The sequence below is a fragment of the Rhodococcus sp. FG69 genome (assembly GCF_057808915.1).
This window is the reverse complement of sequence record NZ_JBMDIX010000015.1, coordinates 84444-97360: the sequence shown is the minus strand read 5'-3', so window position 1 is coordinate 97360 and position 12917 is coordinate 84444. Positions and strand designations below refer to the sequence as shown.

Here is a 12917-nt window from a genome sequence, read left to right as displayed (position 1 = left end):
CCATGACTGTCAGCAGCATTCTCGTAGCCAACCGCGGCGAAATCGCCCGGCGCGTCTTCGCCACCGCTCGCGCGGAAGGTATCGGAACGGTCGCGGTCTTCTCCGACGCCGATGCAGATTCCCCACACGTGCGCGACGCCGACGTCGCGGTACGTCTGCCCGGCAACGCGTCGAACGAGACGTACTTGCGAGGTGAGCTCGTCATTGCCGCGGCGGTCCAGGCAGGCGCCGACGCCATTCATCCCGGATACGGATTTCTGTCGGAGAACGCCGATTTCGCGCAACAGGTGCAGAACGCCGGGCTGACGTGGATCGGGCCGCCGGTCAAATCCATCGAACTGATGGGCTCGAAGGTCGAGTCCAAGCGAATGATGGCCGACGCCGGCGTTCCGGTGCTGACCCAGCTCGATCCCGCGGACGTGACCGAGAACGAGTTGCCGGTTCTCGTCAAAGCCTCTGCCGGCGGTGGTGGCCGCGGTATGCGGATCGTTCGTGATCTCGCGTCTCTGGAGACGGAAATAGAAGCTGCTCAGCGCGAATCGCTGTCGGCTTTCGGAGATTCGACGGTATTCATCGAGCGCTACATCGAGACGGGACGCCACATCGAGGTCCAGGTGATGGCCGATCGGCACGGCACGGTGTGGGCGGTGGGGGAGCGCGAGTGCTCGATTCAGCGCCGACACCAGAAGGTCGTCGAGGAGGCCCCGTCGCCGCTCGTCGAGCGTATCGGCGGCATGCGGGACCGGCTGTTCGACGCAGCCAGACTCGCCACCGAGGCGATCGGGTACGAGGGCGCGGGAACCGTAGAGTTCCTGGCCGACGAGAAGGGCAACTTCTTCTTCCTCGAGATGAACACTCGTCTGCAGGTCGAGCATCCTGTCACCGAATGTACGACGGGACTCGATCTGGTCGCGTTGCAGATTCTCGTCGCCGGCGGGGGAGCTCTGCCTGCCGAGCAACCGGCGACCCGCGGGCACTCCATCGAGGTTCGCCTCTACGCCGAGGATCCTGCGCAGGACTGGCAGCCGCAGAGCGGCATCGTGCACCGATTCGACATCCCCGGAACGAAGTTCGAGGTGCTCGACAGGGCCGGAATCAGGGTCGATTCCGGAATCGAAACCGGTAGCGTCATCGGCACCTACTACGACCCGATGCTCGCGAAGGTCATCTCGTTCGCCCCTACCCGTGAGCAGGCCGCCAATCTGCTCGCGAGATCGCTGCAGAGGGCCACGATCCACGGGGTGAAAACCAATCGCGACCTGCTTGTGAACGTCCTTCAGCACGCGGCCTTCCTTGCCGGGGATACCGACACGGCGTTCTTCGACACACATGGCCTCGACGTTCTGTCGCAGTCGCCCGTGCGGGGGCGGGATCTGCAACTGTCGGCGCTCGCTGCGGCCTTGGCCGACGCGGCTCACAATCGCGAGAACGCGCGGGTCAACAGCGGACTTCCCAGCGGATGGCGCAATCTTCCGTCCCAACCGCAGCGCAAGAACTACGACGACATCACCGTCGAGTACACACTCGGAAGATACGGCCTGACGACGGATCTGGACGGCGTCACCCTCGTCGAGAACACTCCGAACCAGGTCGTACTCGTCGACGGCGGACTCCGTCGAGCGTTCTCGGTGAGCCGGTACGGGTCCCAGGTGTTCGTCGACTCTTCGCTCGGGCCGGTGCAGCTGAACAGAACCCCGCGCTTCTCGGATCCCACCGAGGACGTGGCTGCTGGATCGCTGCTGGCGCCGATGCCGGGCAGCGTGGTCAGAGTCGCTGCAGCCCAGGGTGACACCGTCACAGCGGGTCAGCCGATTCTCATGCTCGAAGCGATGAAAATGGAACACACCGTCTTCGCGCCGACCGACGGAGTGCTGTCCGAACTCAACGTCACCGCCGGTCAGCAAGTCGAAGTCGGTGCAGTGTTGGCAGTGGTAACCGAAGGAGAGCAGCAGTGAGTTTCATCGAAACCGGGGAGCAGAAGGGTCTGCGGACCTCCGTGTCCTCGCTCGGCAAGCGGTACAACTACCTCGACTACGTCCTACCCCGCGCCCGACGTGGTGAGCCTCTCACCGAATTGTGGAACGAGGCAGGCAAACTCGGATTCCTCGGCGTCAACCTCCCGGAGGAGTACGGCGGCGGTGGCGCGGGAATCTACGAGCTCGCCCTCGTCCAGGAGGAGCTGGCCGCGCACGGAGCAGGTTTGCTCTTGGTCGTGGTGAGCCCAGCGATCTGCGGCACCATCATCGGAAAATACGGCACCGAGGACCAGAAGCAAACGTGGCTTACCGCGCTCGCCGACGGATCGAAGATCATGGCGTTCGGCATCACCGAACCCGACGCCGGTTCCAACTCGCACCAAATCACCACCACTGCCCGACGTGATGGCGGCGATTGGATCGTCAAGGGCAGCAAGATCTACATCTCCGGCGTCGACCAGGCCGATGCCGTTCTGATCGTGGCGCGCACCGAGGATTCCAAGACCGGAAAACTGAAGCCCGCGCTGTTCATCGTCCCCACCGACTCCGAGGGCTTTCACAAGACTCGGATGGAGATGGACATCATCGAACCCGACCACCAGTTCACGCTGTTCCTCGACGATGTTCGCCTTCCTGCCGAAGCGCTCGTCGGCGAGGCCGACGCCGCGCTGATGCAGCTGTTCGCCGGACTGAACCCCGAACGCATCCTCGGCGCAGCCATGGCCGTCGGGATGGGGAGGTACGCGTTGGATGCGGCCGTGAAATATGCCAACGAGCGAACCGTATGGAAGACACCCATCGGTGCACATCAGGGCATCGCGCACCCACTGGCCCAGGTCAAGATCGAACTGGAACTGGCGAAGCTGATGATGCAGAAGGCTGCGGTCCTCTACGACAGCGGAGACGACTTCGGAGCTGCGGAGGCGGCCAATATGGCCAAGTACGCAGCCGCGGAAGCGAGCATCAAGGCGCTCGATCAAGCGATTCAGACACACGGCGGCGCTGGGCTGACCGAGGAGTACGGCTTGGCCGCGATGCTCGGGGCGGCGCGCATTGCCCGAGTCGCGCCGGTCAGCCGGGAGATGATTCTCAACTTCGTGTCGCAACATTCGCTCGGGCTGCCCAGGAGTTACTGATGGCAGTCCAGGTTCAGACCGATGCTGCGGTCACCACGCTCACTCTCGACACACCGCACAACCGGAACGCGCTGTCGGCAGTTCTCGTGGAGGAGCTCACCGCTGGTCTCGACGCGGCCACCGAGAACCCGGATGTTCGCGCCATCGTCCTGACCCATACCGGCGGAACATTTTGTGCAGGAGCGGATCTGTCCGAGGCAGGGGGCTCGATCGAGGGCCGCACTTCGCAGATGCTCGGGTTGCTTCGCACCATTCTCGAGACCCCGAAACCTGTCGTCGGGAAGATCGATGGACATGTTCGGGCGGGCGGCATGGGTCTCGTCGGTGCATGCGACATCGTCGTTGCCGGACCACAGGCAACGTTCGCACTGACAGAGGCGCGATTGGGTCTCGCCCCATCGATCGTGTCGCTGACGCTGCTGCCTCGTATGTCGCCCCGCGCCGCGAGCCGATATTTCCTCACCGGGGAGAAGTTCGGCGCACACGAGGCAGAGGCCATCGGCCTGATCAGTGAGGCCAGCACCGACCCGGAAGCGACCGTCGGCGATCTGCTGGATGCGCTGCGCAAGGGATCGCCGCAGGGCCTCGCCGAGTCGAAGCGGCTCACGACCGCCTCGATTCTCGCGAGTTTCGATGCTCTTGGTACCGACCTGTCGGATCGTTCCGCGAACCTGTTTGCATCGGAGGAAGCGCGGGAGGGGATGATGGCCTTTCTGCAGAAGCGTCCACCCAGGTGGGTGAGTGTGGAGCATTGAGTTTCTGGGCAAAATGGAGTCGGGAGTGAAGTAGAAGATGGTGACGGCGCGTGAACCCAAGCAGGACCGGAGCAGGGCCACGCGCTTGCGGCTGCTCGAAGCAACCATTGCCTCGCTCGCCGATCAAGGATGGAGTGCGACGACGGTCGGGGTCGTCGCCGAGAAGGCCGGTGTTTCGCGCGGCGCGACACAGCACCACTTCCCGACGCGCGAGGACCTGATCACGGCTGCGCTCGACTACATGTTCGACACCCGGATGGACGACGCCCGCCGCGAGTCCACTGCATTGCCACCGGGTCTGGCGAGGACAGAAGCCGTCGTCGAACGGCTCGTCGAGTACTACACAGGACCGACGTTCAAGGCCGCGCTGCAGGTATGGACGGCAGCGGCGGCAGATCCGGAGATGCGTGCACGTGTGCTCCCGTTGGAGGACAAGTTCGGCCGTGTCGCGCACCGGATGGCCGTCGAGCATCTGGGGGTCGACGATCGTGATCCGCAGACCCACCGGCTGGTGCAGGCCACCCTCGACTTGGCCCGCGGCCTCGGGTTGGCCGACGTGCTGAGTGACGACTCTCGCAGGCGCGGCGAAATCGTGCGGGCGTGGGCGGGTGTGCTCGATTCGAGCCTGAAGATCGACAAGGGTGAGATCGCCGCGGCCAGCGGATGAATTGACGGCTTCGGCGAGCGCGAACGTGACGCTCGTGGTTCGCTCTGATCGTGAGTCAGGTAGAGCAGTGAGTCAGGTACAGCAGTGAGCCGGGTGCACCGGGGACACGTTTTCCACATCGCAGGGTCGCCGACAGTCGACGGGGCCGCCGACGCCCTGGTGTCGATCCCGGACGGCGCGCTGGTCGTCGACGATGACGGTGTGATCGTCTACGTGGGCGAGTTCGACCGCGTTCCCCCGGACAGCGGCATAGTCGTCGACCATCGGCCAGGCTTTCTGCTCCCCGGATTCATCGACACTCACGTTCACTTTCCGCAGACGTTCGCCGGCGACGCCTATGGAGGCGGTCAGCTGCTCGAGTGGCTGAACGCGTGCATCTTCCCGTCGGAATCGATGCTGGCGGATCCTCAGTTCGCTGCCGACGCCGCAGAAGCGTTCTGCGATCGCCGCATTGCGGCCGGAACCACGCAGGCGATGGTGTTCGGATCTGCGTTCCCGCACGCGCAGGATTCGTTGTTCGAGGAGACTCGGCGACGTGGATTGCGCGTCGTCAGCGGCCGCGGAGTCCAGACCACCGGGCCCGACTCCGCCCAGGCGCTGATCACCAGCGAAGAGGACGCGATTCGGCTCGTGTCGGAAGAGATCGAGAAGTGGCACGCGGCCGACACCGGCGACGTCGCCACCGCGAAGTTGCACGTTGCCGTCGTACCGCGGTTTTCCCTGTCGGTGACGACGGAGACGCTGAGGAACCTCGGCGATCTGTACGACTCCGTTCGCGATCGCGGCGTGTACTTCCACAGTCACCTCAACGAGAACGACCGCCCCGGGACAGGCGAAGTTGCGACGACCAAGGAGACCTATCAGGTCGAGTCGTACCTCGACACCTACGACGGGAAGTTCCTCCCCGGCTCGAAGGTCGGCGGCAAGAGCTTCCTCGGCAAGCGCAGCATCCTTGCCCACTCGGTCCACTGCCAGGACGTCGAATTGGCCCGCATGGCCGAGACCGGCACCTCGATCTCGCATTGCCCGACGTCGCAGCAGTTCCTCGGCTCGGGCACCATGCCGTGGAAGAGGACGGTCGCATCGGGTGTGAACATCGCCATCGGGTCGGACTACGGCGGCGGTGACGAGTTTCTCCTGACGCGAGTGCTCGGCGACGCCTTCAAGGTGCATATTTCCGAGGCGGGCGACGACGGTGTGTCGATCCATCCGGCCGAACTGCTGTTCACCGGCACCCTGGCAGGCGCTCGCGCACTCGACATGGAAGACCGCATCGGCAACTTCGATCACGGCAAGGAGGCCGATTTCATCGTCGTCGACCCTGCTGCATGGCCACCGCTCGGTGGCTTGATCGACCGCGGCGTTCGATCGGAGGAACCGGACATGGCCCGAGACCAGATGTTGTTCGCGCTGCTGATGGCGATGCGAGAACCTGCGATCACCGAGGTATACGTGCAGGGTCGACGCATAGACGCGGTCTGATGCTGACCGCGCCGGCCACCGCCGTCAGCATCTTCCACCGCGAGGACACGCGAGAGGCGTTCGCATCCTGGGCAGCTGAGCTACAGGCGGCTGCCGAGCGAGCCCCCGGATTCGACAGCGCGCTCGTCTCGCACCCCGACGCTACGAACTTCGAGTGGGCGGCCGCTGTCTCCTTCGACTCCGAGGAGCATCTGCATGCCTGGCTCGACAGCCCGGAGCGCGCCGGGTTGCTCCGTCAGGGCGACGCGCACGGCCATCACCGGATCAGCACCGACCTTGTCGTCATCGAGGGAAGTGCGCCGTCGACCGGGGTCGGGATCATCGCGCACGACGTCGCGAACGGCAGGCAGGACGAGTTCCTACGGAGTCAGCAGGAGCTTGTCGATCTCAGCGCGGGATTCTCCGGATTCGAAGGCGCAGTACTCCTCGGTCCAGGACGCCCGAGCGACGCAGTGCTCGGCGATTCGGCGTCGAGGTGGTTGTCGGTGCTGCGGTTCCGCACGGACCGGCAACTGTCGGCGTGGATGCAGTCCGACGTCCGCAGTGCTGCGCTACCGGAACTTCGCAAACAGCTCACCGGCGACTTCTCGGTGATCACACACAGCACTCCGTTCGGTTCCATCGTCCGCGTCGAGGATGGCAAGACGCAGGTGACGCCGGACTGGAAGACGGCGATGCTCGTGCTGCTCGTGCTCTATCCGACGGTGATGACGCTGTCCCGGTTCGTCGGGCCGCTGCTCGACGACATCGGCTCGCCGCCGTGGCTGTCGATGTGGCTCAGTCAGATCCTCAGCGTCGGCCTCATGACCTACTTCTTCATGCCGGCCGTCACGGGGTGGTTCAGGAGCTGGCTCGACCCGATCGACGGTGCCCCGCGCAAGGTCAGCATCGTCGGAGCGTTGATTGTGGTGGTCGTCTACGCCGTCACGCTGACGCTGTTCGCGTCGATCAAGTGGCTGCAGTTCTGGGACTACTTCGACTGAGGCGCTGTGTGGGCGAGGGCGGCGGCTCCGCCGCCAGAGGCGCGGTTAAGTGCATTCCCGTGCACCCAATCGTGCCACTACGACGGAGTCGGTGGTCTCCATTAGTGTCCTGGACATGCGCGCACCAGTGATTCTCGGAGCAGTGGCATGCAGCCTTCTGCTCACCGGGTGCGGGGGCGGGGACGAGCCGTCGTCCAGCCGAAGTCCCACCACCGCGGATCCCGGTGCCGCGGGCCCGTTCTTCGGCCAGTGCGGATCCGTGGACGACGAAGATGTGCGCAGTACCTTCGCAGTCGGGGCCTTCGCGATGATCACCCGCAACTCTGTCGGGTGCGAGTGGGAAGTGAGCGGGTTCGCCGGACCGTCGGTCAGCTTTTCCTGGTACCGGGGCAGTCCCATCGGACGGGAACGCTCGGGCTCGGAACTGATCGGCCGACCGGCCGACGACATCGAGATCGACGGTCACCCGGGCTTCTCTGCGGCCACCGACAACTATCTGTGCGAGGTGGGCGTGGAGTTCGGGAAGGATTTCATTCATTGGTCTGTTACCTACGGTGATCAACCACCGACGGCCGACCCCTGCGATGTTGCGCAGCAACTCGCCGAACTGACCATCGAGCGCACCCGATGAAACGCGCGTTCGTTGCTCTCGGTGTCGTGCTCCTGGCCGGCTGCAGCACCACCGTCCAAGGCACTCCTACGGCTCAGCAGTTCGACAGTGGTACCGACTCGGCGTTCACGGATCTGCTCACCGAGTGCGACGCCGTCGCCGACGACCGCATAGCCGAAACCGTGGGTGGCGACGCCATTCAACGGGGCTTCTTCGGGGCCATCTGCAGATGGGACGTGGCAGGCCCGAACGGGATCGTGAAGGTGACCTTCAACTGGTTCGAGAACGGTTCGCTCGGTGCGGAACGGGACGCGAACGAGAAGATGATGTACTCGGTGGAGGACATTACGGTGCAGGGCCGCAAGGCTATTCGCTCCCAACCGCCGAACGATCCCGGATCGTGCGGGGTGACGGCAGGGTCGCCGGACTCGGGCGTCGTCGGGTGGTGGGTGCAGTATCTGCCCGGTTCGGGGTCCCCTGATCCGTGCGAAGCGGCGACAACGTTGATGGATCTGACGATCAACCTCAGTAGATAGCACAACCGATACCGTTTTGACCCGAGGCCGCGCCGCCGGGTATCGTTATGGGTCGTGTCCGGCCTGGCCGGTCCGTCTGTGTGCCTATGCGAGGTACAGCCGTGCTCATGTTCAGTTTCGAGCGTGCGTTTCGGCTGCCGTGTGGGGGTATGCGACACACCCGACCGCGGGGTGCAAGAGACCCGCGGTAGAAGTACTGGAGCAGCAGCAGTACCGGGTGAGGAGCAGTGTTCTCTTGCTCCAACTGCTAGATCCCTGATTTTCGACACGAAGAAAGCCGGTTCATGCCAACTATCAACCAGCTGGTCCGCAAGGGTCGCACCGACAAGGTTGCGAAGCTGAAGACCGCTGCCCTCAAGGGCAGTCCCCAGCGCCGTGGTGTGTGCACTCGCGTGTACACCACCACTCCGAAGAAGCCGAACTCTGCTCTGCGTAAGGTCGCGCGCGTGCGCTTGACCAGCTCGGTAGAGGTCACCGCCTACATCCCCGGTGAGGGCCACAACCTGCAGGAGCACTCCATGGTGCTCGTTCGCGGTGGTCGTGTGAAGGACCTCCCGGGTGTGCGTTACAAGATCATTCGCGGCTCGCTCGACACCCAGGGTGTCAAGAACCGCAAGCAGGCTCGTAGCCGCTACGGAGCCAAGAAGGAGAAGAGCTGATATGCCACGCAAGGGCCCAGCACCCAAGCGGCCGCTGATCAACGACCCGGTCTACGGATCCCCGTTGGTCACGCAGCTCGTCAACAAGATCCTTCTCGACGGCAAGAAGTCGACCGCCGAGCGCATCGTCTACCAGGCTCTCGAGCAGGCTCGCGAGAAGACCGGCACCGACCCCGTCGTCACGCTCAAGCGTGCACTCGACAACGTCAAGCCGGCCCTCGAGGTTCGCAGCCGTCGCGTCGGTGGCGCCACCTACCAGGTGCCCGTCGAGGTTCGTCCCGGCCGTTCCACCACGCTGGCATTGCGCTGGCTGGTCACGTTCTCGCGTGCTCGTCGTGAGAAGACCATGGTCGAACGTCTGGCCAACGAGTTGCTCGACGCCAGCAACGGCCTCGGTGCCGCTGTGAAGCGTCGCGAGGACACCCACAAGATGGCGGAAGCCAACAAGGCGTTCGCGCACTACCGCTGGTGACTTACGGCCGGGAGGATGCGGCGAAACTTTCCGTATCCTTTCGGCGTTGTACCGAGTACCTGGACCGGCCTGATCACCATCAAAGCTGGACCAGTCCCACTTCTTCGACTTACAAGGCGGGATGAATTCCGTGGCACAGGACGTGCTGACCGACCTCAACAAGGTCCGCAACATCGGCATCATGGCCCACATCGATGCTGGTAAAACCACCACTACCGAACGCATCCTCTTCTACACCGGTATCTCGTACAAGATCGGTGAGGTTCACGATGGCGCAGCCACCATGGACTGGATGGAGCAGGAGCAGGAGCGTGGCATCACGATCACCTCTGCTGCCACGACGTGCTTCTGGAACGACAACCAGATCAACATCATCGATACGCCCGGCCACGTCGACTTCACTGTCGAGGTCGAGCGTTCGCTTCGCGTGCTCGATGGCGCCGTTGCCGTGTTCGACGGCAAAGAGGGTGTCGAGCCGCAGTCGGAGCAGGTGTGGCGTCAGGCCGACAAGTACGACGTTCCGCGTATCTGCTTCGTCAACAAGATGGACAAGCTGGGCGCGGACTTCTACTACACCGTGCAGACCATCATCGATCGTCTCGGTGCCAAGCCGCTGGTCATCCAGCTGCCGATCGGCGCAGAGAACGAGTTCGAGGGCGTTATCGACCTCGTGCAGATGAAGGCGCTCGTGTGGAGCGGCGAGACCAAGCTCGGTGAGAAGTACGAGATCCAGGAGATCCCGGAAGACCTCAAAGAGCGCGCAGACGAGTACCGCAACATGCTGCTCGAGACCGTGGCCGAATCCGACGAGGCGCTTCTGGAGAAGCACTTCGGAGGCGAAGAGCTCACGATCGACGAGATCAAGGCAGCCATCCGCAAGATGACCGTCAACAGCGAGCTGTACCCGATCCTCTGTGGCTCCGCGTTCAAGAACAAGGGCGTTCAGCCCATGCTCGACGCCGTCATCGATTACCTCCCGTCCCCGCTCGACGTTGCCGAGACCATCGGACACGCCGTCGGCGACGAGGAGAAGGAGATCACTCGCAAGCCGTCCGCAGACGAGCCGTTCGCGGCTCTTGCGTTCAAGATTGCGACGCACCCCTTCTTCGGCAAGCTGACCTACGTCCGCGTGTATTCGGGCAAGGTCGACTCCGGCGCTCAGGTCATCAACTCGACCAAGGGCAAGAAGGAGCGTCTGGGCAAGCTCTTCCAGATGCACTCCAACAAGGAGAACGCGATCGCGACCGCGTCTGCCGGTCACATCTACGCCGTGATCGGGCTCAAGGACACCACGACGGGTGACACGCTCTGCGATCCGCAGAACCAGATCATCCTCGAGTCCATGAGCTTCCCGGACCCGGTTATCCAGGTGTCGATCGAGCCGAAGACCAAGTCCGACCAGGAGAAGCTGGGAACAGCTATCCAGAAGCTCGCCGAAGAGGATCCCACCTTCTCGGTGAAGCTGGACGAAGACACCGGCCAGACCGTCATCGGCGGTATGGGCGAGTTGCACCTCGACATCCTCGTCGACCGGATGCGTCGCGAGTTCAAGGTCGAGGCCAACGTCGGCAAGCCGCAGGTTGCGTACCGTGAGACCATTCGCAAGACGGTCGACAAGCACGACTACACGCACAAGAAGCAGACCGGTGGCTCCGGCCAGTTCGCGAAGGTCATCATCAAGCTCGAGCCTTTCGAGGGCGAAGATGGTGCTACCTACGAGTTCGAGAACAAGGTCAGCGGCGGTCGTGTGCCGAGGGAGTACATCCCTTCGGTGGACGCCGGAGCTCAGGACGCCATGCAGTACGGCGTTCTCGCCGGATACCCCTTGGTCAACGTCAAGGTCACACTGCTCGACGGTGCGTACCACGACGTCGACTCGTCGGAAATGGCCTTCAAGGTCGCCGGCTCACAAGCGTTCAAGGAAGCCGCACGCAAGGCCGGCCCCGTCATTCTCGAACCCGTCATGGCCGTCGAGGTCATCACGCCCGAGGATTACATGGGTGAGGTCATCGGCGACCTGAACTCCCGCCGTGGTCAGATTCAGGCCATGGAGGAACGCAGCGGTGCCCGTATCGTCAAGGCACTGGTTCCGCTGTCGGAGATGTTCGGCTACATCGGAGACCTTCGGTCGAAGACTCAGGGCCGCGCTAACTACTCCATGGTGTTCGATTCCTACGCCGAGGTTCCCGCGAACGTGGCGAAGGAAATCATCGCGAAGGCGACCGGAGAATAGTTTTCCGCTAGCTGGACACGCTGTATCTGAAACACCGTACGACCATGCAGTTCACAAGAGCTGTACGAGACAACCGCACTGCTGCATCAAGCAAGCACCAACAGTCCAGGAGGACACACAGTGGCGAAGGCGAAGTTCGAGCGGACGAAGCCGCACGTCAACATCGGGACCATTGGTCACGTTGACCACGGCAAGACGACGCTGACTGCAGCAATCACCAAGGTTCTGCACGACAAGTACCCGGACCTCAACGAGGCCTCGGCCTTCGATGAGATCGACAAGGCGCCGGAAGAGAAGGCTCGTGGTATCACGATCAATATCTCCCACGTCGAGTACCAGACGGAAAAGCGTCACTACGCGCACGTCGATGCCCCCGGTCACGCCGACTACATCAAGAACATGATCACCGGCGCGGCTCAGATGGACGGCGCAATCCTGGTCGTGGCAGCTACGGACGGCCCGATGCCGCAGACGCGTGAGCACGTGCTGCTCGCCAAGCAGGTTGGCGTGCCGTACATCCTCGTTGCACTCAACAAGGCTGACATGGTCGACGACGACGAGATCATCGAACTCGTCGAGATGGAGGTCCGCGAGCTTCTCGCTGCGCAGGACTTCGACGAGGACGCACCGGTCATCAAGGTGTCGGCACTCAAGGCGCTCGAGGGCGACCCCAAGTGGGCCGAGAGCGTTGTCGAGCTCATGCAGGCCGTCGACGATTCCATCCCGGACCCGGTCCGCGAGACGGAGAAGCCGTTCCTCATGCCCGTCGAGGACGTTTTCACCATCACCGGTCGTGGCACGGTTGTGACCGGACGTATCGAGCGCGGCTCGGTCAACGTCAACGAAGAGGTCGAGATCGTCGGCATCCGCCCCGGCTCGACCAAGACCACGGTCACCGGTATCGAGATGTTCCGCAAGCTGCTCGACTCGGGCCAGGCTGGCGACAACGTCGGTCTGCTCGTTCGTGGCATCAAGCGTGAAGATGTCGAGCGTGGACAGGTCATCATCAAGCCGGGCACCACGACTCCCCACACGGAGTTCGAGGGCAACGCTTACATCCTGTCCAAGGACGAAGGCGGCCGTCACACGCCGTTCTTCAACAACTACCGCCCGCAGTTCTACTTCCGTACCACGGACGTAACGGGCGTTGTGACCCTCCCCGAGGGCACCGAGATGGTCATGCCCGGTGACAACACCGAGATGTCCGTCACGCTGATCCAGCCGGTCGCCATGGACGAGGGCCTGCGTTTCGCAATCCGTGAAGGCGGTCGTACCGTCGGCGCCGGTCGCGTCACGAAGATCATCAAGTGATCTAGCTCCACCCAGCTGTACGAAAGCGGCACTCACCCGAGAGGGTGGGTGCCGCTTTCTTCGTCGTGCCGCCATAAAACCACGCGCGCCCAAACCG

Annotated in this window: 12 protein-coding genes; all 12 read left to right on the top strand. The window is 63.4% G+C overall.

All coding sequences use genetic code 11. From position 1 onward, the window contains the following. Nucleotides 1–2 precede the first annotated feature (2 nt). Complete coding sequence (locus ACODSO_RS13935) at nt 3–1955, top strand: acetyl/propionyl/methylcrotonyl-CoA carboxylase subunit alpha (protein ID WP_489037389.1); 1953 nt, start codon at nt 3–5, stop codon at nt 1953–1955. Beyond that, nucleotides 1952–3112 (top strand): acyl-CoA dehydrogenase family protein, encoded by a 1161-nt coding sequence (locus ACODSO_RS13930; protein ID WP_489037388.1) that lies wholly within the window; start codon nt 1952–1954, stop codon nt 3110–3112. Before ACODSO_RS13935 ends, ACODSO_RS13930 begins: the two co-directional genes overlap by 4 nt. Then, nucleotides 3112–3867 carry an enoyl-CoA hydratase family protein gene (locus ACODSO_RS13925; RefSeq protein ID WP_489037387.1) on the top strand — a complete coding sequence of 252 codons (756 nt, stop codon included), beginning with the start codon at nt 3112–3114 and terminating at the stop codon, nt 3865–3867. The genes ACODSO_RS13930 and ACODSO_RS13925 overlap by 1 nt, the downstream gene beginning before the upstream one ends. 37 nt (nt 3868–3904) lie before the next feature. Then, the gene (locus ACODSO_RS13920) at nt 3905–4534 is read left to right on the top strand and encodes a TetR/AcrR family transcriptional regulator (protein WP_489037386.1); all 630 of its coding nucleotides are present in this window, start codon (nt 3905–3907) and stop codon (nt 4532–4534) included. An 84-nt stretch (nt 4535–4618) separates the two neighbouring features. Continuing rightward, nucleotides 4619–6016, top strand: a complete 1398-nt coding sequence (locus ACODSO_RS13915) for an amidohydrolase family protein (RefSeq protein ID WP_489037385.1) — start codon at nt 4619–4621, stop codon at nt 6014–6016. Continuing rightward, the gene (locus tag ACODSO_RS13910) at nt 6016–6999 is read left to right on the top strand and encodes an antibiotic biosynthesis monooxygenase (protein ID WP_489037384.1); all 984 of its coding nucleotides are present in this window, start codon (nt 6016–6018) and stop codon (nt 6997–6999) included. The genes ACODSO_RS13915 and ACODSO_RS13910 overlap by 1 nt, the downstream gene beginning before the upstream one ends. A 115-nt stretch (nt 7000–7114) precedes the next feature. Next, nucleotides 7115–7630: a DUF3558 domain-containing protein gene (locus ACODSO_RS13905; RefSeq protein WP_489037383.1), complete on the top strand. Its 516-nt coding sequence runs from the start codon at nt 7115–7117 to the stop codon at nt 7628–7630. Beyond that, nucleotides 7627–8145: a DUF3558 domain-containing protein gene (locus ACODSO_RS13900; RefSeq protein WP_489037382.1), complete on the top strand. Its 519-nt coding sequence runs from the start codon at nt 7627–7629 to the stop codon at nt 8143–8145. Before ACODSO_RS13905 ends, ACODSO_RS13900 begins: the two co-directional genes overlap by 4 nt. 284 nt (nt 8146–8429) lie before the next feature. Beyond that, on the top strand, nt 8430–8804 hold the full coding sequence (rpsL, locus tag ACODSO_RS13895) for a 30S ribosomal protein S12 (protein WP_008714048.1): 375 nt from the start codon (nt 8430–8432) through the stop codon (nt 8802–8804). A gap of 1 nt (nt 8805) precedes the next feature. Further along, nucleotides 8806–9276 carry a 30S ribosomal protein S7 gene (gene rpsG, locus ACODSO_RS13890; RefSeq protein ID WP_003941856.1) on the top strand — a complete coding sequence of 157 codons (471 nt, stop codon included), beginning with the start codon at nt 8806–8808 and terminating at the stop codon, nt 9274–9276. Nucleotides 9277–9406: 130 nt separating this feature from the next. Beyond that, complete coding sequence (gene fusA, locus ACODSO_RS13885) at nt 9407–11509, top strand: elongation factor G (RefSeq protein ID WP_489037423.1); 2103 nt, start codon at nt 9407–9409, stop codon at nt 11507–11509. A 120-nt stretch (nt 11510–11629) separates the two neighbouring features. After that, the gene (gene tuf / locus ACODSO_RS13880) at nt 11630–12820 is read left to right on the top strand and encodes an elongation factor Tu (RefSeq protein ID WP_489037381.1); all 1191 of its coding nucleotides are present in this window, start codon (nt 11630–11632) and stop codon (nt 12818–12820) included. The last annotated feature ends 97 nt before the right edge of the window (nt 12821–12917 follow it).